The 20,567-nt window shown below is 41.0% G+C and carries 20 protein-coding genes; 13 read left to right on the top strand and 7 right to left on the bottom strand.

What is annotated here, in order from left to right:
• The 6 genes from ACGHAV_RS00005 to ACGHAV_RS00030 form a co-directional block, all read left to right on the top strand.
• On the top strand, positions 1–612 hold a 612-nt coding region (locus ACGHAV_RS00005), incomplete at its 5' end, for a hypothetical protein (protein ID WP_390374725.1).
• Between the two features lie 174 nt (positions 613–786).
• Positions 787–1,101: a hypothetical protein gene (locus ACGHAV_RS00010; RefSeq protein WP_390374728.1), complete on the top strand. Its 315-nt coding sequence runs from the start codon at positions 787–789 to the stop codon at positions 1,099–1,101.
• 131 nt (positions 1,102–1,232) lie between these two features.
• A complete protein-coding gene (locus ACGHAV_RS00015) occupies positions 1,233–1,631 on the top strand; it encodes a hypothetical protein (RefSeq protein ID WP_390374731.1) in 399 nt (132 codons plus the stop codon).
• Positions 1,632–1,754: 123 nt separating this feature from the next.
• Positions 1,755–2,174: a hypothetical protein gene (locus ACGHAV_RS00020; protein WP_390374734.1), complete on the top strand. Its 420-nt coding sequence runs from the start codon at positions 1,755–1,757 to the stop codon at positions 2,172–2,174.
• A 122-nt stretch (positions 2,175–2,296) separates the two neighbouring features.
• Complete coding sequence (locus ACGHAV_RS00025) at positions 2,297–2,701, top strand: hypothetical protein (protein ID WP_390374737.1); 405 nt, start codon at positions 2,297–2,299, stop codon at positions 2,699–2,701.
• 117 nt (positions 2,702–2,818) lie between these two features.
• The gene (locus tag ACGHAV_RS00030) at positions 2,819–3,130 is read left to right on the top strand and encodes a hypothetical protein (RefSeq protein WP_159495500.1); all 312 of its coding nucleotides are present in this window, start codon (positions 2,819–2,821) and stop codon (positions 3,128–3,130) included.
• Positions 3,131–3,476: 346 nt separating this feature from the next.
• Here ACGHAV_RS00030 and ACGHAV_RS00035 read toward each other — a convergent pair whose 3' ends face one another.
• Both ACGHAV_RS00035 and ACGHAV_RS00040 read right to left on the bottom strand, forming a co-directional pair.
• Positions 3,477–4,730 carry a hypothetical protein gene (locus ACGHAV_RS00035; protein ID WP_390374740.1) on the bottom strand — a complete coding sequence of 418 codons (1,254 nt, stop codon included), beginning with the start codon at positions 4,728–4,730 and terminating at the stop codon, positions 3,477–3,479.
• A 438-nt stretch (positions 4,731–5,168) separates the two neighbouring features.
• Positions 5,169–5,390: a helix-turn-helix transcriptional regulator gene (locus ACGHAV_RS00040; protein ID WP_014978923.1), complete on the bottom strand. Its 222-nt coding sequence runs from the start codon at positions 5,388–5,390 to the stop codon at positions 5,169–5,171.
• Positions 5,391–5,489: 99 nt separating this feature from the next.
• On the opposite strand from ACGHAV_RS00040, the gene ACGHAV_RS00045 reads away from it, so the two are divergent.
• The 6 genes from ACGHAV_RS00045 to ACGHAV_RS00070 all read left to right on the top strand — a co-directional run bounded on the left by ACGHAV_RS00045 (position 5,490) and on the right by ACGHAV_RS00070 (position 9,322).
• Positions 5,490–5,726, top strand: coding sequence for a hypothetical protein (locus ACGHAV_RS00045; protein WP_390374743.1), 237 nt, complete (start codon positions 5,490–5,492; stop codon positions 5,724–5,726).
• On the top strand, positions 5,719–6,939 hold the full coding sequence (locus tag ACGHAV_RS00050) for an Arm DNA-binding domain-containing protein (RefSeq protein ID WP_390374746.1): 1,221 nt from the start codon (positions 5,719–5,721) through the stop codon (positions 6,937–6,939). The genes ACGHAV_RS00045 and ACGHAV_RS00050 overlap by 8 nt, the downstream gene beginning before the upstream one ends.
• A 73-nt stretch (positions 6,940–7,012) precedes the next feature.
• On the top strand, positions 7,013–7,864 hold the full coding sequence (locus ACGHAV_RS00055; protein WP_390374749.1) for an HD domain-containing protein: 852 nt from the start codon (positions 7,013–7,015) through the stop codon (positions 7,862–7,864).
• A gap of 86 nt (positions 7,865–7,950) precedes the next feature.
• Positions 7,951–8,118 carry a hypothetical protein gene (locus ACGHAV_RS00060; RefSeq protein ID WP_390374752.1) on the top strand — a complete coding sequence of 56 codons (168 nt, stop codon included), beginning with the start codon at positions 7,951–7,953 and terminating at the stop codon, positions 8,116–8,118.
• A 386-nt stretch (positions 8,119–8,504) separates the two neighbouring features.
• Positions 8,505–8,819, top strand: a complete 315-nt coding sequence (locus ACGHAV_RS00065) for a hypothetical protein (protein WP_390374755.1) — start codon at positions 8,505–8,507, stop codon at positions 8,817–8,819.
• 35 nt (positions 8,820–8,854) lie between these two features.
• The gene (locus ACGHAV_RS00070; protein WP_390374758.1) at positions 8,855–9,322 is read left to right on the top strand and encodes a hypothetical protein; all 468 of its coding nucleotides are present in this window, start codon (positions 8,855–8,857) and stop codon (positions 9,320–9,322) included.
• Between the two features lie 21 nt (positions 9,323–9,343).
• On the opposite strand, the gene ACGHAV_RS00075 is transcribed toward ACGHAV_RS00070, so the two are convergent.
• From ACGHAV_RS00075 to ACGHAV_RS00090, 4 genes are all read right to left on the bottom strand, one after another.
• Positions 9,344–12,493, bottom strand: coding sequence for a tyrosine-type recombinase/integrase (locus ACGHAV_RS00075; protein WP_390374761.1), 3,150 nt, complete (start codon positions 12,491–12,493; stop codon positions 9,344–9,346).
• A 3-nt stretch (positions 12,494–12,496) separates the two neighbouring features.
• Positions 12,497–14,983, bottom strand: a complete 2,487-nt coding sequence (locus ACGHAV_RS00080) for a hypothetical protein (RefSeq protein ID WP_390374763.1) — start codon at positions 14,981–14,983, stop codon at positions 12,497–12,499.
• Positions 14,984–14,988: 5 nt separating this feature from the next.
• Positions 14,989–15,570: a hypothetical protein gene (locus ACGHAV_RS00085; RefSeq protein WP_390374766.1), complete on the bottom strand. Its 582-nt coding sequence runs from the start codon at positions 15,568–15,570 to the stop codon at positions 14,989–14,991.
• A gap of 554 nt (positions 15,571–16,124) precedes the next feature.
• A complete protein-coding gene (locus ACGHAV_RS00090) occupies positions 16,125–16,523 on the bottom strand; it encodes an MBL fold metallo-hydrolase (protein WP_390374769.1) in 399 nt (132 codons plus the stop codon).
• A gap of 366 nt (positions 16,524–16,889) precedes the next feature.
• Between ACGHAV_RS00090 and ACGHAV_RS00095 the strand changes: the two genes are divergently transcribed.
• Entirely contained in the window at positions 16,890–17,423 is a 534-nt protein-coding gene (locus ACGHAV_RS00095; RefSeq protein WP_390374772.1) for a peroxiredoxin family protein, read from the top strand.
• An 88-nt stretch (positions 17,424–17,511) separates the two neighbouring features.
• Here the strand turns inward: ACGHAV_RS00095 and ACGHAV_RS00100 are convergent, their stop codons facing one another.
• A complete protein-coding gene (locus tag ACGHAV_RS00100; RefSeq protein ID WP_390374775.1) occupies positions 17,512–20,565 on the bottom strand; it encodes an efflux RND transporter permease subunit in 3,054 nt (1,017 codons plus the stop codon).
• Positions 20,566–20,567 lie beyond the last annotated feature (2 nt).

Here is a 20,567-nt window from a genome sequence, read left to right on the forward strand (position 1 = left end):
GTTAGTTTTCAGGGAACAAGGATGGCTATAGAAACGGATGAAGAATTAGCAATTGCTGTAAATAAAGCAGGCATTTTACTTCAGGAAATTCAAGATTATTGTGGCCGAGAAAATCGCCCAGATGCTAAAGTCCGGTTTCCCCGCGGTTACCTGAGAACTGCAAGCGAACAACGGAACAGACTCAGCTTTGTAAAGTCGAAGGAACTTAAGGCAAACCTCTCTTACACATTAATTCTAACAGATAGCGTTCTGTGGCTTTTGGTAAGAACAGATATATCTGCGACTGCTAAAGACATGCTAATAAAAATGTTTATTTTTCTTGGGGGCGCTCTCGTTGAAGGAATTCTTTCGGATTATTTAGCAGGTATAGTTGGTAAACAACGCTCATTTAAAAAGCGTTCTGAGTATCTTTTAAGTCAAGGGATTATCTCCCAATCATTGCACGACGATTTAAATTGGGTTTGGGATATTAGGAATAATATGCACCTATTTCTACTCGATGTGCATGAGTATGAAAACCAATACAACGCCTCATCTCATGTAAGGTGTGCAAACACTTTTAAAGAATTAATCAAGACTCTAAACGAAAAAGGTCGTATCAATGAAAACTAACAAAACGCTGTTGGCACTCCCTTCGGTCGCTGGGACGCTAACACGTGGGCTGGCTCGCTTCGCTCGGATTTTAGCCCACGTGCTAGCGCCCCAAAGCTTAGCGTTAGGTGCCAAGTGAAATTACTGTTGATTATTCTTGCGGTATTACCGTTTTATGTAAAAGGAGCAGATGACGTGCAGTGGCCTTCCCTAAAGGAAATTCCATTCGTATCTGGCAGAGTCGCGACAGAAGACGACATTAATCGCGGTGCAGCCGTTTTCCTACTCCAATCGGAAGGTGTAAACATCGGCACTCCGATGGATATTGAACTTCCTCAGTACGCTACTCACTATGACGAAGAATCAGGTGTAAAAACCAATGTTGTTTTGATTCAAGCGGAAAAAGCGGACAATTATGAGTATTACGGTGCCTATACTTTTGAAGATGGCGGTTATTTCATAGGTTATTCCGACGAATTTACTTTGCTTGGCAATGATGTTTCAAACTAAGTCAGAAGCACCTAACAATCGCATAAACTCGCTCGCAAGCTCGCTAGGGACAAAAACACGTAGGCTCCCTTCGCTTTGCTCAGTATTATAGCCTACGTATTTTTGGCCGTTATGTACTTGGAGTAAAAAAGGTGGAGCCAGATTATTCAAGCTACTCTATTGAAGAATTGAATGACGCATTAGTAAATATAGACAAAGCTGCTTATCCACAGAGAGCCAAAAAAATAGAATTGGAATTCGCAAAAAGAAGTGAAGTAAATAGTGCGGCTAAAGAACAAAGCGCAGTGAAAAGTGAAACAAAATTCGGCGCCGGCTCTCAACTGTTTCTTGCCCTTTTGTCAGTATTCTTTTTATACAACGGAGTAACCGATTTATTAGAAGGTGAGACATACTCTAGAGGAAATAACTACTATAACCCTACCGATAATCCTATTATGTTTTATGGCCATATTTTACTCTACATAGGTTTAAGCATTGTCATGGTTGTAATGATCTATTTGGGGCGTAGGAAGAATGCAAAACGTACCTAACAAACCACTAAAGGCTCTCGCTTCGCTCGCTGGGACGCTAACACATGGGCTGCGTCACTTCGTTCCTAATTTTAGCCCATGTGTTATCGCCCCTTAGTGGGGTGTTAGCTTTCAGGAGTAATATTGAACAAAACGGAAGTTTCAGAACTAGTTATTTCCTACTCTGACAAATATGGTTCAACCAACAAACCAGAGAGAAGAGAGCTGCAAAACAAACTCAGAAAAGCGAAGTCTAAAGCTCTTTTTGACGGGCTATTCTCAATATTCCTCATGGAGTCATGTCCGGAATCATTTGCGCGTCAAAATAATGCTGGTTTAATGCTTTTTAAAATCAAACCTAAAGTTAAACTAGAACCATTGGAAATGCTTAGAGTTTGTCTCCCGACTTGGGACGTAAGCGTAGAGGAGTTAGTATTCTACTTCGTAGAAAAGTGCGGAAAAGAAGAAATCGGAATAGTACTAGAGAGACTTAAATCCTTTCCACTATCTGAACGTGAATCGGCGGCTCTGAAAAGCATGCACTTCTGGTTTGAAAAAGCATGAAAGCTAACAAACGCATAAACTCGCTCGCGGGACGCTAACACATGGGCTGCGTCACTTCGTTCCTAATTTTAGCCCATGTGTTATCGCCCCTTAGTGGGGTGTTATGTGCCAAGGAAAAATTAATGGACTATCAAGCAAATACAGGACGTTTAAGTGAAGTATTAATTGGCATCGTGACAACATTTATCTCACTTATCTTCTTTGGGTTAGTTTTCATCCTTTTTGACAATGGTAAAACTTCTTTTGCCGCAGCAGTGGGTGTTTTAGCTTTAAGCTTTCTAGGTCTATGGTTTGCGTTGCTTTCGTATAGGTTGCTTTTTCATAAACCTAAAAAGTATGGTGGTTTAATATCCCCATTAGCACTAAAGTTTTGGTGTGTCGTTTTCGGGCTATCCTCGACAGTTTTTTTGTTGTTCGGTATTTTAGAGTTAAACATCAAGGCAGTGTTTAGCTCTATCATCATGCTGCCTGCATGTTGGTACGGCTGGCAATTAGCGAATAAGAGGCAGCGGCGCAATGGCACATAACAAAAAAATTAAGTCGTGGGCTAGCGCCCACTGGGACGCTAACACGCAGGGCCGCTTCGCTGTAATGCCCTGAGTGCTATCGCCCGAAAACTTAGCGTTAGTCCTATAGAGGTAAAAATGATTTCAGAGTCAGATTGGAAACACTTCAAACAAGTTAAGGCAGATGCATTAGATAAATGTTGCCAGCAAATTTTGGACGAATTGCGTGAAGGTATCGATAATCCCGAACTTTCAAATCATGCAAAATATCTTTATTTGTATAAGTTGATGGAAAATAGCGATAAACGTATAGCCAACATATTCGATTACAATGCAAGATCCAAAGCTATGCTTCAACTTGCATTAATGAAATCAGATGGTCTTCTTGACTCTACGCAAGTAAATGGCTTTTCAGATGAGTTACAACGTTTTATTAATAGCCATGAATAACTTATCAGTACGGCCTAACAACTCAATTAACACACACTTCCTTCGTTGGAACGAACACACGCAGGGCGACCTCGCCATTATGCCCTCCGCATCTGTACAAATTAATGAAAAGCTCCCACCGTACGCTTCTGGCCGCAAAGCGGAAATCCAATAACAACGTCTGGGATGTCTGCTGTCACCCGTAAGCGGTCATACTTTTTCTGGAAAAGGGTTTATTTTGGCTAACCCTTTTTTCGGCTTCAGCGTTGTATTTGTCGAGCACATCATTTGCTACTCTAAATGTGCCCTTGACTTGTGCTTTCGCTATTGATGAATGCATTGAAAAATCCTTATGTAACAATGTTTTTTACAGAAGTTGGCTAATTAGGCGTTCTGCATGATCAAATGATTTTACTTTTACTTTCGCAATGGCTGCCGTATGAAACTCTTTATAAGTATGAAGACCGCTATGCCTCCCGACACCACCTTCAGAAGATTCGTACCAAGTTATTTCAAAGTCGCTCGAATTGAGTCGCTTTGCCATATTATGAGTTATCCAAATACTCGGTGTTTTCGTTCGTTCAATAGCGAGCGACAGATTGCCTTTTTTTACTGCAAAAAGTTTTTTATTTTTGCTCCTGTCATCGGGGTGAGTAGAAAAATCATGCTCTACTTTAAGGTAGTCGCCGAGATTATCAGCGGTGAAAGGAATATTCGGTCTTTGGAATACATATGGATTGTTAGTGGCTTCTGGGGTAGCTTGTGCCCCAGACTTTTCTGGGGGACGGATATGGTTTAACAATGAAAAGCTATTTGCCAATGCTGAAGTCATTTCATGCGCTACGTTCTCCACAGCCACGTTGAGAGACGGCAAATCAAGATTCAATTTCTCCAAAAAACTTCCAATTTTACGAGCAGTGTCACCGTAAAGTGAGAACAGAGCGATAATCTTAATATTGCTATCAGAGTCAGCATTGACACCTGCTTCCGAATAAACCGTTTCCAAGGCATCAACGACGTTATACTTGATAGCGCGTTGCTCTATCGCATAAATGAGCGCATTGCAGGTTGTTACGCTAGATAAATCCAATGGGGCATCAAGAGACACACTATCGTACTGTTTAAAAGGTTTAAAACGCTCCTGCGACTCCAAGTATTGACGTAGTTCATGATTATTCATTGCTGCCAACGATTTAAGAGAAACCATGTTTTTGAGCGTGCTGACCTTAATACCTAGAACAGCAGCCACGGCTTCATGGGAAATTTCGCAGTAGTTCGCAACGTCTTCGTCCTCAACAATGTAGAGCGATGAATATAGTCCTAAGCAACTAACCGCCGTAGTGAGAGTAGGGTACTCTTCCTCAATGTTCATGTTGTTTGCGACGGTTGGTAACATAGTTTCCATTGTTTCAACGAACGCCACTAAATCGAATTCATCAAACCCTAGAAAATTATCCATAGTTCCGAAGTTTGCTAGTTCAAACGCTATATCCGTAAATCTGTAAAATCGTGTCTCATTGAATTTTTCGTTCATTTCTAATCCAAGTATGGACGTGATTTTTTCACAGAAAGCTTCTAAAAACTGCTCTCTTTCTATTTCAAATTTATTTCTGCCTAACATAATTAAATCTCTCAAAAGGTCTTATTGAAAACTATAATAGCAAAACAGCATCATTTTAGTTTCTGGTGCAAGCTTAAATGGTTGTAGTGAGTCATTCGTGTGTTCGTTTTGTTTACTTTGGGAAGTTTAATGATTTTTTTGGGGTGGTATTTTTTTAGGAATGGAAAGAAAAATGGAGAGTAAGTTAGCGTCCAATACTGAACGAAGGTTTCAACGCTGGATTACTTATCAATTTGTTTTATATACGGAACGTTCGCGATTGCCCCTAGAGAAAATACTACTGAGGAAAGTGCACCTTAGGGGCGCTGAAAAGGTCAATAAGAGAAGTAAAAGTGCACAATTGTATCGTGAAATTCAAGGTTTAGAATTGCTGAAAGCAACTGCTCTTGGTTGCTTTTTTTTGTAAAAAGCCGGAAAAGATATTTCTAAATCGTAGAGTTAATCCGGCACATACTCAACAACATCCTCAATTTTACAATCAAAGAATTTGCACAAAGCTTCTAGCGTGGTGATGCTGGTGTGATAGCCAGTATTATTGGCTATTTTACTCATTGCTGAGCTTTGAATACCTACCTCATTAGCCAAAAACGACAGCGTTATTTTTCTGCCTTCTTGCTCGGATTTCTGTTTTACCAGCTCTCTTATCTTGTACTTGATCAAAATACGTTTACCAAAAAATACACAAAATTGTCTTGATAAGACGAAAATTGACTTGTATATTTGTCTTGTGAAGACGAAAACAGGTCAAAGGAGGCCTTTATGAAACAAACGTTACTCACAGCAAAAGAGCTCTCAGCCCGAATTAAGTTTAGCGCCAACTATATCAATGCGGAGCTGCGAGACTCTATCTTCATCGAAGGTAAGCATTACATCCGACCATTCAATGGTAGAAAAATTCTATACATTTGGGAAGAGGTAGAAGCGTATTTGTATGAAAGTGCAGTTCGCAACGCTACATACATTCCAATGGCCTCGGGGAGAGTGTGTTATGGGTAGTTTAAATGTTCGTGAATCTAAGCTTTATCTTGATTTCAGGTATTTAAATACACGATGTAGAGAGCAAACTGCATTGCCTGATACACGGGCCAACAGGAAGAAGCTTGAAAAGCTACTTAAGCAAATTGAGTCAGATATCCGTTTAAAATGCTTTGTGTACAGCGATTATTTTCCTGACTCTAAAAAGGCTTCGAACTTTGTTAAAGAAGACGAACAGGCAAGCCGCATTAAGCGAGCGATGCAGGCTACTTACCAAAAAGCGTCTAACGCGCTTCAAGGGCACAATAATAGGGCCTTTGAAGACTTTGCTCAAGAATGGTTTTCTGAAAATGAAGTGCGTTGGAAACAGAGCTACGTTAACAGCATGAGAATTTATGTGTTTTCGTATCTCACTAAAGAGTTTGCGGGTTTTGATGTTAGCGAAATAGATCGCCCGACTATTTTGAAATACCGAGCCAAACTGATGCAGCCAAAGGCTGATGGTACTCAACTTTCAACCGACTTTGTAAATCATATTATGACACCACTTCGAATGATTTTACGCGAGGCGGCTGACAGGTTTGGTTTTCGTTGCCAATTTGAAAATATTGCGCCGCTTCGCGTAGACCGGCGAGATGTTAATCCATTCTCACTAGAACAAGTGCTCACGTTCTTAAAAACAGTGCGTGTCGACTTTCGGAATTACTACACAGTACGCTTTTTTACTGGCATGAGAACAGCTGAAATTGATGGCCTGATGTGGAAATACGTTGATTTTGATTTGGGCACAATAAGTATCAGAGAGACATTTGTCCAAGGGCGAATGGATTCAACTAAAACTCGCGGCTCCATGCGCGACATTCACATGTCGACTTTAGTGAAAGAAGCGCTTCTGAATCAGTTCGACGTTTCTGGAGATGGGAAATTTGTTTTTCCGAATTCCCAAGGTAATCCCCTAGATCATGGCAATGTAAGAGACCGAATTTGGAAACCTACATTAAAAAAAATCGGAATGGAATACCGTAGGCCATACGAAACTCGTCATACCGCTGCAACCTTGTGGTTAGCATCAGGCGAAGCGCCCGAATGGATAGCGCGTCAAATGGGTCACGCAAATACAAAAATGCTATTTGAGATTTACAGCCGCTACGTACCAAACCTCACTAGAAGAGATGGTTCTGCATTCGAGCAACTGCTTTCAAACGTTCTATCTGAGAACAGCCAACACTTATAGTTTTAGCACTTAATACACTGTAAAGATGAATTAGTTCGGGACTTATACTGGTATCAACAAAGAGGGCAGAACGATGAAAATTGATTCATTACAGCCGGAGCTTTTAAAAGCGAAAAAACTTACTCGTTTTAAAGGTTTTTACTGCATGGCTGGTTTCGTGGTTAGGTTTAACCGGCATGGTAAACCGTACTGGGTGATTACATTAATGGATGCATTTACTCAGTTTGAGATAGTAGCCACGCAGATTGATTGCGATACAAAACACTTTTCTCACTTTGGCTTTGTTCACGTTGAAGCAGCGAAAGTTAAAACAACCGTTGGCGAGATATATGTTGCTGACTTTATCTATGCTGTTGATGAAATTCCTGAAAAGTACAGACATATACGCTTAATTCCTAGAGATGCTTCGGCGAATCATGAAGATGTAGCGCGCCTGGTTAAAATAGTAGAGTGCGTTGAGTATGAAGCGCTCAGACGCTTCGTTGCGCACACTTTGATCCAAAGCCGAATAATGGTGCCATTTCTTCGAAACCCAGCGAGCTTACATTATCATCATAACTATATTGGTGGCTTGTTAAGACACAGCATACGAGTCGCTGAGTTATTTGCTGAAAACATGGTTGGTAGAAAAGAAGAAAAGGCTTTAGGAATTGTTGGGGCGCTTCTTCACGATTTAGGCAAATCCGTCACATTATCTGAATCTATGATCTACACAGCTACGGGAACAATGGTAAACCATGATTCGTTAACGTTAGAGCTTTGTGCTTCAGCGCTCAAACTACTTTCCAAAACAAACCCTAGGTATGCCGATATTTTGCGTCACATCTGGACTTGTGAGAAAGAACATCTGAAGTATTCCGCGAAGCTTAACATAGCGACTCAGATACAACGATTTGATAGAGAAGATTCAAAGGAACAGACATAAAGTAGCGCGATTATAAGATTGCATTATTGTAGGTTTTGAAGAGAACCATGGGGTCTTCTGTCCACTTCCATCAGGGGTAATATTTTATGACAAACAAAGATAAAGAGCATACTGTTGACTTGCAGCATATTGAGTTTGATAAAGACGGCATTGTGCGACTAGCTCTGCACCGAAAAGAAACCCAGAGGGCGTTGTGGAAATCTATGCAGCAGTTTAAAGACATCAAGCCCACGGTGCCCAAAAACAAGAAATAGCGTCGTCAGCAAAACTCAATCCACCGGGGGCGAGAATATCGATGAAGCTTGTAGCTCAATCAAAACTTAATATCTGAGGTTTTATTATGGACTATCTAACTCAAATTCTTGAATCTGGATTGGCAGTGCCTTTCGCCTTCCTTACCGCGGTAATCATTTTTGGTATTGGCTTTTTATTCAAAAAAGACTCTGGTGATGAGGATTAGTTTTGCTGGTCTCTGCAAAGGCTGGGATCGGAATTGTGAATTTTTCGTTATACTTTCGGCTAATATTAAGATTCCCGAAATCTGTGGCTGATGGTATCTTTATATAGGCGAATCTTATATCTACGCAGAAATTTATCGGGATATTTGTTTTTGTTGCTTTGCTAAAGTTGAGGGTCAAGGATGAGCAGTAGTGGTAAAAAGGAACGGGTACTCACCAGTTGGATTGGAGGAAATGACCTTGATTCGTTAAAAGGTGACACTGATATCAAGAACATTTCTGGACCCATCGTGTCAGTTCTGAACAAGCATGCCTTTGATTCAATAGAATTGCTGTACAACTATCTGCAAGAGCGTGTTGCTCCTTATATTGAATGCCTAAAGCAGTTAACAAATGCCAATATTCATGCCCATCATATTGCACTGTCTTCGCCTGTAAACTTTGGCGAAATATACGTTCATGCAAACATTCACCTAGAAAAATATTCAACACAATAGCACCATCTATCCTGATAAGTCCTGGGACACCAGCAATGCAGGCGGTATGGATTCTACTAGGCAAAACTCGTTTCCCATGTACTTTTTTGCAGTCCTCTTTAGAGCAGGGTGTCCAAGAAGTTGATATTCCTTTTGAATTGTCTGCTGAGTATCTGCTTGCAGCAGTAAAGATAAATAACGACCAGCTTGAAAAATTATCAGATTACAATGTACCAGTAGATGCCGCTTTTGATCACATTGTGACTAATCACCCCAGAATGTTGAAGTTGAAAGCACAAGCTCAGATATTGGCGGAACGTGAAGTTCCGGTTTTAATTTCCGGAGAAACGGACCGGCAAAACTTCCGACTTTATAAGCTTTTATATCCTGAATTTATAATTATACATATTGAATATAAAACTTGCGGATCGCTTTACTTTCAAAGTACTGTCTGCATCGTTTTTAATTACCCCTCTAGCAATACTTGCATTGACTGTGCTCGCGAAGTGCTAATGCCTCGCTGAAAGTTCCTGCGTTTTTATTCATCAATCATGGTGGAAGGTCACCCAAGTAAACAACAGTCTTAGAAAGCACACATAAGCTCTACTTCGTCTTGATAGGGGTGGAGTACTTGATTCAGACTTATCAGCTACTAAAGAGCTTTCAAGCAAATGTACACTAACGGTGCCATGCTTCTTATAACTGAGAAAACGGCCCTCATCACTTGTTATTGTTCTAACGCCGGGTACGTGTCTAATATTTTGTGCGTAGTTGTGAGGTACTATCACTTCTATTATGAGTTCAGGAAAAAGTTTCTTAACTGCGTTTTGTATCCAAAAACGAAGGTCCGCTCGATACTGTTGCCTTGAACTGCTATCAAATTGTGAAGGTGAGGGGAAATACCATCGAAGGCGCAAATGTTCTTCTGTAAACCCGAGTAGTTTTAAGAATACCAGCAGAGAAAGTATGGCTTCACAATCATATGAGCGGATTAAAAAGTCTTTTGCTTTGACGAGGTGTTTTTCTAGCTTTGCGATGTTCTGTAAGTCCACCCGGTTATCGATTTCATCAAATGTGCCGAGGGCAGCGTATTTTTCTGTTAACTCGCTAACAATTTCATGTTGATGAGCAGTCATGTTTTTGTAGAGGTTGAGTATATGACTTCGGTTGCTCATTTTGGTACGGGGACTGTGGCTGGATGTAGGATCTGAATCCACTATCCTTATCACTTGTTGTTCTGATATGTGTAACCGGCGTGCAATTTCTTCAGGAGAGTGGCCCTGAATGTACATCTCAAAGCATGTGCGTATCATTGAGAGTGTAATTTCGCTCGTCTCTTCTTTTTTAACAAGCTTGCTCTCAAGCCACTGCGTTATATTACTTTCCTGTTGCTTTTCGCTTATTACTTTATGCGTTATCGATTTGGGAAACGCCGTTAAAAGGTGGGCTTTGGATGGGGGATAATTGTCTATTCTACCGTAATCATCTATCGAGATATTCTGCCCCCAAAACTTACGAAGTAAACGAGGCGAGGGCGAGTGGTTTGCAAATTTTAGAGGGTGTAAAAACTCACTGGTATGGATGTAAGATGCCATGGTAACTGAAGGAGAACTATGACCCAGAAGAATAGACACCGCCCATAGTTTTTTTCGCGAGTACTCTACGAGTGCTAAGCGCTTCATTATTTTTTCTTTATTGGCTAAATCGAAATAAGCGTGACGAGTAAACGGGTAGAAGTTTGCTTGGCGTTTCTCTGGTAGTGAAAGTAGCAAGTAGAGCCAGTTAGCAAATGAGTGACGGCAATGATGAAAGCGTATTGTGGGTTCAGCCGTGATTAACTTCATCGCTTCGGTAGCGATAGAAAATGCTTCATTTAAGCGCGTTTCATCGCTAAATATTTTCGACTTATTTTTCTTAAACTTGGTTTTTGAAGTGCGTATATACTTCTTAAGCTTTACTAGTGCTTCTTCTGGCCAAAGTACATCCAGTGGCATGTTTCTGGCGCTTTCTGGGGATTTTAATTCACGGTATTTGTTCGCCCTTACATGCAAATTGATATAACCATCATCAAGTAAGTTAAAGTCGGCATATTGTAAACCAGCTATTTCACCTCTTCGTAAACCGCTATAAAAACCAAAGCAGAAACATAACTGAGCCAATTCAGAGAGTTCACTGTTTAACTTGCCTAACACACTAATGACGCACTCTGCTTCTTGATGCGTAAGAATGTTGGCATTTACACTGCCACGGGAAGACGAGATATCAAGATCAGATAAACACAGGTCGGGTACTAAATCGTTCATTACAACGAAGTCAGCAAAATATAAAATATGGCTCCGGCTTTTTGAGTTTATATTTTCTGCCGCGAAGTTTAGTTTTTCAGCCCATGTGTGCCCATCCATTTTGCCAGCTTTGCAATCAATAAACTCTTGAAGCACAGGTGCCGCCACGCTGTTTATATATTTTTTTATCGTTCTCGGCCTTAAGCGTTTTTTTCTCATGCCTCCGTGCGCTAATAGGTGGTACAGCCAAGACAATAGCAGCCAACAATACGGTGTTGCGGTTGCATTTTTTCTTTTATGAAGCCACTGCCTAAGATTTTCTTTTACCTTTGCATAGTTTTGGGCACTTCCTTGTTGAGCCTGTATTTTTATTTGATCGGAAAACTGCTTAACGACTTCAACTTGCTGTATGGTGGTCAAGCCGTCCTTGATATGTCTTATCTCTGTAATCTCAGTATAGTCGCTCCGAAGGCTGGATAACCAAAGTTTACGCTGGTTCTGAGTTATAGATGTTATCTGGTGAGCCGTTGACTCATGGCTTACGCACATCCCCGTCATGATCCGATATAGTGTTTGACTAGACAGAGGCGTTGACGGCATTAATCGTTTTTTTTGAGCGTAATTAGAGGCGCTAGTTTTAAATATATATTCGGTGCGAAGCATGGCGCGCAATGCACCTATTTGAACGCGAGTGGATGAAGGAATGATGCGTTCAGCGATTAGGGTATTGTTTATTTCCGTAAGGCAATTTTTAGGTTTGGCAGCGTGGTTTCTCCAAAAAGCCCGTAAAAGCAGTTCTGCAGTTGAAGATAACCATACTCTTTCTTTTCCCTGATAGAACCAATGTCGCGATAGGGCTTTGACTCTGTTGGGGTTATATAAAATAGCCGTCAATGCGGCGGTACTATCAATGCCTTCTTTAAGGTATAGCCATAGAAGGAGAAAGCCAGGCTGTGTTTCCGGTGAGCCTAGATAGCTTAGCTGCTTTGCTTCGCTTTCTAGTAGATCATATAAATCTGATTGCAACCGTGATGTTAAGAAGTCATCAGGTTTAAGAAGAGGGGCGTCCTGCTTTATTTGATAGCTTCGGTCTATTTGTACCGATTTAATCCCAAAGCTCTGTTGTATCATTCTCAACAGCAAGTGAAGCAGCATAAGCTGAAAGTTCTGTAACTGAAAATCCTTGCTCAATTTTTTTATGACAGTCGAAACACTTTGCGAATTGATATGTTCACTTTCGGAAGTGACAAACTGTTGAGTAAGTTTTAAAACCTTATCAATATTATTTTTGATGTCTTTGGCTTGGAGTTTTAGGTTTTCAGCAATAGCCAAATAGGCATCAGACTCTTCAAACGCTTTATTTTTGTATTGGTTTTGAAATTCAGATGTCAATTTAGATTTAATTGCTGTCAATTTTTACGCCCTTTTTCGCGTTAGCAGTGAAGGAATATCACGCCAACCAAGTTCATCCATCATGCTATTCAGTGTTGGTAACAGTGCATGAATAGCGTCCATATGATTAAGTTCGGAGTACTTTTCTAACGCGGTCTCACCTGTCATCCAGTGCCCCAACTGGAACTTAACGAGCTCTTGGTGAATGTTGTTCTTTTGTAGGTAACGCCGCATGTAGTGTCGGCCGAAATTTAGGGGAAATGGAAAGCGCGTGTTCAAAAATGCGGGTGAGCTGTTCTTTACTTCTTTGTTGATATTATTGGCATGCTCATCACGTTCTGTAAAAAATAAGAACATGCCGTCAGTACCGCTAGAATTCTTAATAGATAAGAATTGCTCGAGCCGCTCAGTTTTAGATGTGAGATTAAGATGTTGTATGTGAGATGAATGAGTAAAATACTGTTGCGCAAAATGTGAAAAATTAACAGCAATTAGATTAGCAAAGGCTTTAATGTGTGCCTGGTAATGCATAATCTGAGATTTTACGATATCGGGACAGGCAACAACTCTAGTGTGATTAAAAAGTGTTTTGGAGTCTTTGTCAGATATACAAATACTCTGATATCGTATAAGCGCTAAATCTAAGCTGGGTAAAGGATTGTATACTGCCCGATAGCCCGTACCGCTCTTAAGCATAATTATTGTATAGAGCGTGTAAGTGTTGTGATAATTCACTAACTCTTCCAAACTAGACGACACTTGAAAAGGTGAACTTGAAAGAAGATTCGCTGCCACTTCTTTGATCCAGGCTGATAGAGCATCGAGCTTCGGTGTGAAAGCAGAGCCAACTCCTGATTTCGTTTTTAAGTCTCCATGAGTATTTAATGATGAAGGTGCATTAGCCTTCGTTTGGTTACGTGGTATCGCAGTGAATATCATGTCCCACAGTGAATGTAGTTCGTCGTTTATCTCGTTTTCTGTGTAGTAAGCATAATGCCTTGCGGAGCGACTTTGATAGCGTATTTTCTCTGCAAGTATGTCAAGTAAGACTGGGTCGCAACTTTCATTCGCGGATATCCAATTTATTAAGTGGTGCTCAATCCTGGTGAGACTTATTTGAATATTGGATTTTCGATTCAGATTTTTTAAATAGCGTTGGATTGCATTCTGCCACTCGACAGGTTTCTTTTGCTGTACATGCTCAATAAACGTATCAGAAAAGAAAGGGGATATGTGCTTAACTAAGAGGTTTGGCAGCGCGATAGAAACAACGCTCGAAACAGGCAGCAATAATTCATTATTGATAGGGGATAGCGTTGTTGGCTCTGGCGCAACATTCAATAATATTTTACTACCATCAAAATAAAAACCTATGTCCTTTTGTGTTGATGCGCGTTTGATGCTGAGCACTGAAAATAAGTCTCGCGCTGTTATCAATACTATTAACAATACTGCTTTGATTAGGTTTTTATTAATTCCTCCGATAGCGCCAGTTGACGTATTCGTTAATGAATGCAATAGAATTTTAAGTTCATGAGGTTGAAGAATAGTGCGGCTGGTAGGAAGTAAGTTATGGCAGCGTCTTATGTCTATATTCACTTTTTTGGTTTTAAACCAGTGGACAGCATTATCTTTTACAACAGATGTTGATGCTTCTTCGTACGGTTCGAGTGGAGGAGGGAGGGACAACGATTTAATGATAGTGACATCTGGCAAGTCTTCGCTTTTCGTCACACCAGCGTCTTCGTAAAAGCGTGGAAGTCTTTGCGTATTGAGCGAAGGAGTAACTAAATTATCTGAGCCTGTTATTCGTTCGTATCTTTTTCTAGAATAATGCCCGCGTATATGTTTGGCCGATTTTCTCTCATGGCTACCTCGAGGTGCCCAATCCAATCTGTAAAAGTGTTCAAGTTGATAGAGGTAGCCTAACTGAGAGCGAGGTAAAAGATTTTCATTACCTTCGTTCTTTAAGCGCTCTTTCATAGCAAAGATATTATTAATTGTTCTACCGAGACTGCCCTCTCTAAAGCATTCATCTCTTGTTGATTCATCGAAAAACAACATTCTAAAAGCACGAACGGATTCTTCCGCTCTATTCTGACCGACAATTTTAGTTTCGTTATTCAAGTAGTGTTCGAGAAATAGAAGAAGCGCTGCGGCAGCGTGAGACGTTCTATTATTACTAAATATGAATAGTAAGGAGTAAATAGGTCGCTCACTTTTCCAGCCCCGACCGTGTGAATCCCTAGAGAATTCAGCCGAATACTTGTATTCACAATAGTGAATGGTGGAAATAGACTTTTTTAGTACATCGATGTCGATACCAAACAAAAGTGTTATTCGAGAAGGATAGAGAGAAAGAAGATACTCAACAGTTGCTAGTGCTCTACGTAAGCCTCTAAAATCTGACGGGCAATCGATCATTTCGAGAAGTTTAGCTATCGTGGTAAGGAGCTCGTCACTAATACCCTCAAAAATTGTGGAGAGGGTTTGTTCGGATATGTCATTCATAAACTTTATCCACGCCGAAATAACTCTGTTTTGCTAATGGACAAGTGGCTCGCTAACTTTTCTGCGGTATCTATATTTGGAAAGAGTGCGCTCCACTCAGCAGACTGAAACAGGCTTTTCTTCCCTTCGTCTTTTTGAAACCACGCTCGAATATAAAATCCAATTTTCTTTGCATCACTTATGAAGCACTTTGATAGCAAATCGTTTGTCAGTGAAAATAGTGCTATGGCCTTCTTTTGTGATTCAGTTGGTTTTTTCTGTAGAACGAACACAGGTATCTGAGCGTCAGACTCAAGTAGAAGCGTAGCTTGCCCATGATGTAATGTTGTTAGAGTAAAAGCTCCAGTTAATGCTCGATAACCTTTTCTAAACCGATAACAAATTATTGGTGATTGTAAGGCTAGTAAGTTGTACAACCGTGTTCCGTTTTCTAGGCTTTGAGATGTTGAACGCATTCCTGCAATGGGATTTGCTGAAGAAAATAATGACGCAATGACATCATCAAATACTATGTCGGAGAGAGAAATTTTTTCGAACGTCGTTACGTCCAAAATTTTCTTGTCAAAGGTTGCTAATTCAATATCCAATCCGTGGTCCTTAAAGTGCTCAAACTAGTGCGTCAACGTGCACCAAATAACGCACTGTTTAGTGCTTAAATGATGTTCATATGTGCACTGTTTAGTGCTCAAATCATACCCATATACGTACCTGTTTGATGCTAATTCGATGTCAAAATTCAACGTAAAAAGTACTGAATATTGGAGTTATCTGCTCCAATTTTTGCAGCGCTTAAACCTAATTTTTAAATAATAGATGAAAAAAATTGTGCTTTTTGCCATGCGAAGAAGGTTGTTTTTTATGCGATATAGATACTTTTAGATTGTGGCTAATTTGTGACCAAAAGCAAGGTAAAATGTGCTAATATAGTCGACGATAAGGGTCACATATCTGTTTTTACTACATATTTTAGTAAAATCAAAGGATACGTTATAAAGATACATGTCTTGACATGGTAGAGGTCCCCTGTTCGAATCAGGGTAGACGCACCATCTATTTTTATTCTTTTTTCAATTTCCATATTGTCTATTGCGTAAGTCTACTTCATTTACTTTTTCATAAAGTGGCAGTTTTACACGTTAAATTACCCTTCTACCCACCAACGTTTATTGGGTGCAGCAGAAGCCTGCTTGATGGGCAGTATTTCGCCGAATATGGGCACGCAAATTGGCACATTATTCTCGTCGGCTAGCGATGTAATTTTATCCTGCGCAATACCCCAGTCGCGAAGGTGATTACCTACTTTTAAAGGCACAATGAATTGCCCAGTTTTTGACTCGAGCATCTCTACACTGGCTTTGTCTAAATGGTCATAATGATCGTGGCTGATTATCAGCACAGAAAGCTTCGGTAGCGCTTCAATAGAGATGGGCGTTGCATGAAAGCGCTTAGGACCCATCCATTGAACAGGAGAGGCGCGTTCACTGAATACGGGGTCTATGAGAACGTATTTACCATCCATTTTTAGTAATGTGGTCACCATAGTTTGTTTGAAAGTACACTGTGTAGTGTACTTTTGTTGTGGAGCATTGATTGAAGAAAGTAAACTGTTAAGTGTAGTTTGTCGCTGTATAAGCCTCAAAGTAAGCCATTACATTGAAAAATAACGCTTTTAATGTGGACTTTTTTATGCACTTTAAATTATCTAACGCTTATAAAAATGCGAACGAGTTGTGGCGTTTTAAGATTAACAAGAAAGAAAAGTAGAATTAAAATGCAATTTAATACAGTGACTTAGGATCGTTAGGGTAGGGGTAACCAAAAATATACTGATTGTTTTTAGTGTTAATGAACCTGATTGTAGTTATTCACATAAACACACTTACAGCTCAATTAAATGGAGAAAGTAATGTCAGTTAAACTAAATGCAGGTGATACATTTCCAACCATTAACGTTACCAAAAGTGATGGAGACACAGTAACACTCGGTCAGCCAAGAGAATGTTTTTCTTGGCAAGCGGTTTTTGTATATCGCGGGCGTCATTGCCCTCTGTGCACACGTTATTTGAACGACCTTGCTAATTACAAAGAGCAGTTTGAGAAAGCGGGCGTTGACATCATAGCGGTCTCGGCAGATTCAAAGTCACAAATGCAAGAGCAGCTACAAGAAATCTCAATTAATTTCCCAATCGCCTACGGGTTAACAGAAGAGCAAATGAAAACATTGGGTGTTTATGTATCCACCCCTCGTTCTGAACAGGAGACCGATCATAACTTTGCTGAACCAGGCCTGTTTGTAGTGAATGAAGAAGGTAAGCTTCACGTTGTGGATATATCAAACAATCCGTTTGTACGACCAGAGCTTGGTGCGCTAGCAAATGGTCTTAATTGGATCCGCGACCCTAAGAATAACTATCCTATACGCGGTACGCTTGCCTATTAAAACGGCTTGGTGCTAACAGAATAAACAAACCAGCGCCGCTACAAGTTAATGGCGTTGGTTTCTAAACTGGCGAATCAATGTATTTACGCTATTGCTTCTGTTCTTGCCTAATATCGTGAAATGTACAATGCAGCACAGGTAGAATTAGCAAAGTAAGCACCGTTGCTACGGTTAAGCCGAACACAATCACCACCGCCATCGAAGAGAAGAAGGCATCTGAAAAGAGTGGGATCATGCCTAAAATCGTGGTTATAGCTGCCATTGAGACGGGCCTTACACGAGATACAGATGCATTGATCACCGCAGTGAATTCATCACTATTGTCACGTGACTGCACGTTTATCTCTTCCATCAATACAATGCCATTTTTAAGCACCATACCAATTAGACTTAAACTTCCCAGAAGGGCCATAAAGGTAAATGGCGCTCCCACTAGCACTAAGCCGCCGATGATGCCTATTGTTGTAAGCGGAATGACGCCCCAAATAGCCAATGCTTGGCGCAATTTGCCAAACAATAATACCGCTATAATAAACATGCCCAGAATACCCATTGGCATACTTGCAAACAACGCTTTTTGTGCATCTCGTGACGTTTCATATTCGCCACCCCATTCAATGCGATAGCCTTCCGGTAAGGTTAGCGCTTCAACTTGTGGCTGTACTTTAGCCTGAACGCTGGCCGCAGTTTCACCTGATAATGGCAGTGGTTCGGCATAAACGGCTAGCATTCTTACACGGTTTCTACGCTTGATGATGGGGTTGTCAAGTGTGACGTCTACGTTACTGGTTACATCAGCCATGCTGATATACTTGCCTTGTTCCTGGCTCCATACATTTAACGAAGCAAGGTTATCGATATCGTATCGCTGATTAGGGGCGTTACGCATTACAATTGGAATAAGGTTACTTCCCTCGCGGTATAGCCCTACTGTTTGCCCTTCGTTATTCAATAAAAACGCGGTATGCACAGCATCTCGTGTTACGCCAATTCTGCGCGCCTGTTCTTCTAGAAAAACAGGCTGAATGAAAGGCACTTTGTTACTCCACGAAAGTCGCACGCTGTCCATAGTTTGTTCTGCATGGAATATAGCTTCAATATCGCTACTTATTTCTCGTAATACCTCTGGGTCTGGCCCATAAATTCGCGCTTCTATGGCTGCTTTTGCAGAGGGGCCAACCTGCAGGGCTTTCACTTTATATTGCACGTTAGGAAAGTCTTGCCTCACTAACTCTATGATTTCTCGCATTCTGGCGTTTCGAGAATCAACGGTGTTTGTTTCTACAATAAGTTGGCCATAGCTTGCGTACCGGTCTTCAGGCGCATAGGTGAGCGTTAATCGCTGAGCACCACCGCCAATAACACTCGTCACATTGGCAATATCGTCCATCGCCATTACTCGGTCTTCCAATCGTCGAATGGCTTGCTCTGTGGTAAGCACATCACTGCCCTCAGGAAGCCATAAATCAACAAAGAATAGGGGCGTAGAAGAGTCTGGGAAAAACGCGTTTTTAACAAATTTGCTTGAGCTAACACCACCCACAAGGGCAAGTAAAACCACGATAATGGTCACGTATCGGCCGTTAATGGCAGCGGTTAAAAAACGCTTGTATACCGTAAAAATAATGCCTTTGTAAGGGTCTTCGTTATCGTCTTTGCTTTGTTCTTTTTCGGTTTTAAATAATAAATCAAAAAAGAAGGGGGTGATGGTTAGCGCGGTGAGCCAGCTTAGAAATAATGAAAAACACAAAACCCAAAATAATGAGCCGACGAATTCACCGGTGGCATCTGGCGACAGTCCAATAGGTGCAAAAGCAGTTATTGCAATTACCGTAGCGCCCAACAAAGGAAGTCCGTTTTGCGCTACCACATCTTTTGCTGCTTGTAGCTTAGATTGACCTTTGCGCACGCCAATAAGCATACCCTCTGTAACTACAATGGCATTGTCTACCAACATACCCAGGGCGATGATTAACGCGCCTAGTGATATTTTTTGTAGCTGAATGCCTTTTATCGACATCATGATGAAGGTGCCGAGAATAGTGAGTACTAATACAAGCCCCATTAGCACGCCGCTGCGCCAGCCCATGAAAAGTAGCAGCACAAAAATCACGATGGCAACGGCTTCAACAAGGTTGATTAAAAATCCCGATACCGAGCTGTCTACTACAGTAGGCTGGTTATACACGGTATTAAGCTGCATTCCCAAAGGCATGCGAGACTCAAGTTCAGCTATTTTCTCATCAAGTCGTTTACCCACGTCTACCACATTTACCGAAGACGCAAACGATACACCTATGGAAAGTGCAGGGGTTCCCGTACTGTGGTACAAAATTGACGGGGTGTCGTTAAGGGTTCGTTCAATATTGGCAATGTCGTTTAAGCGAATAAGGCCGCTTGCTGGAGAGCCAATTACCACTTGGCCCAACGCGTCTATATTATTAAATTCGCCGGTGGGTTGAATAGATAAACGTTTACCTTGCACCTTAATGGCGCCTGCATTACCCACCACATTTTGCGCAGTAAGAAGCCCCGCGATGGCTTCTGTTGATACATTCAGTGTTTTCATTTTATCGTGGTCGAGCGACACGATAATTTGTTCTTTCACAGTACCAGCAATGGACACCTTTTTTACACCCTCAACAAGCTGAATTTCCCGCTGCATCAAGTCGGCGAAATCTTCAAGCTGCTTTAATGTGTAGCTTTCGCTTTTAAGGGTCATTAATAACCCAAACACATCACCAAAATCATCGTTAACGATAGATGTACTGGTGCCAGGGGGGAGCTTTCCTTGCGTATCGCCAATTTTACGCCGCAAGTTGTCCCAATATTGTTCTAGGTCTTTAGATTGAACACTACTTTTAAGCTCTACGGTTATCTGCGATAAACCTACCATGTTTACCGAGCTTATTCGTTTTACATTGGGAATGCGCTGTATGGCTTTTTCAAGCTGTAGGCTAACTTCCTCTTCTACTTGCTCTGGCGTGGCGCCTGGGTATTGGGTTATGACTAGCGCATTTCGAATGGTGAACTCGGGAAACTCTAGTTGCCCTAGCCCAAGAAATGTCACTATGCCACCAACGCCCAAGATAATCGCAACCATCCAGCTAACGACTTTCTGGCGAAAGAAATACTCGACCATAA

Source organism: Alteromonas sp. MTD1 (assembly GCF_042848195.1).
In the GTDB taxonomy this organism is placed as follows: domain Bacteria; phylum Pseudomonadota; class Gammaproteobacteria; order Enterobacterales; family Alteromonadaceae; genus Alteromonas.

Excerpts from the sequence above, each read along its gene's own strand:
- ACGHAV_RS00065 (WP_390374755.1), top strand. The coding sequence starts at position 8,505 with ATGAGCAGTAGTGGTAAAAAGGAACGGGTACTCACCAGTTGGATTGGA.
- ACGHAV_RS00035 (WP_390374740.1), bottom strand. The coding sequence starts at position 4,730 with ATGTTAGGCAGAAATAAATTTGAAATAGAAAGAGAGCAGTTTTTAGAA.
- ACGHAV_RS00080 (WP_390374763.1), bottom strand. The coding sequence starts at position 14,983 with ATGAATGACATATCCGAACAAACCCTCTCCACAATTTTTGAGGGTATT.
- ACGHAV_RS00095 (WP_390374772.1), top strand. The coding sequence starts at position 16,890 with ATGTCAGTTAAACTAAATGCAGGTGATACATTTCCAACCATTAACGTT.
- ACGHAV_RS00070 (WP_390374758.1), top strand. The coding sequence starts at position 8,855 with ATGCAGGCGGTATGGATTCTACTAGGCAAAACTCGTTTCCCATGTACT.
- ACGHAV_RS00060 (WP_390374752.1), top strand. The coding sequence starts at position 7,951 with ATGACAAACAAAGATAAAGAGCATACTGTTGACTTGCAGCATATTGAG.
- ACGHAV_RS00030 (WP_159495500.1), top strand. The coding sequence starts at position 2,819 with ATGATTTCAGAGTCAGATTGGAAACACTTCAAACAAGTTAAGGCAGAT.
- ACGHAV_RS00045 (WP_390374743.1), top strand. The coding sequence starts at position 5,490 with ATGAAACAAACGTTACTCACAGCAAAAGAGCTCTCAGCCCGAATTAAG.
- ACGHAV_RS00055 (WP_390374749.1), top strand. The coding sequence starts at position 7,013 with ATGAAAATTGATTCATTACAGCCGGAGCTTTTAAAAGCGAAAAAACTT.
- ACGHAV_RS00100 (WP_390374775.1), bottom strand. The coding sequence starts at position 20,565 with ATGGTCGAGTATTTCTTTCGCCAGAAAGTCGTTAGCTGGATGGTTGCG.
- ACGHAV_RS00090 (WP_390374769.1), bottom strand. The coding sequence starts at position 16,523 with ATGGTGACCACATTACTAAAAATGGATGGTAAATACGTTCTCATAGAC.
- ACGHAV_RS00050 (WP_390374746.1), top strand. The coding sequence starts at position 5,719 with ATGGGTAGTTTAAATGTTCGTGAATCTAAGCTTTATCTTGATTTCAGG.
- ACGHAV_RS00025 (WP_390374737.1), top strand. The coding sequence starts at position 2,297 with ATGGACTATCAAGCAAATACAGGACGTTTAAGTGAAGTATTAATTGGC.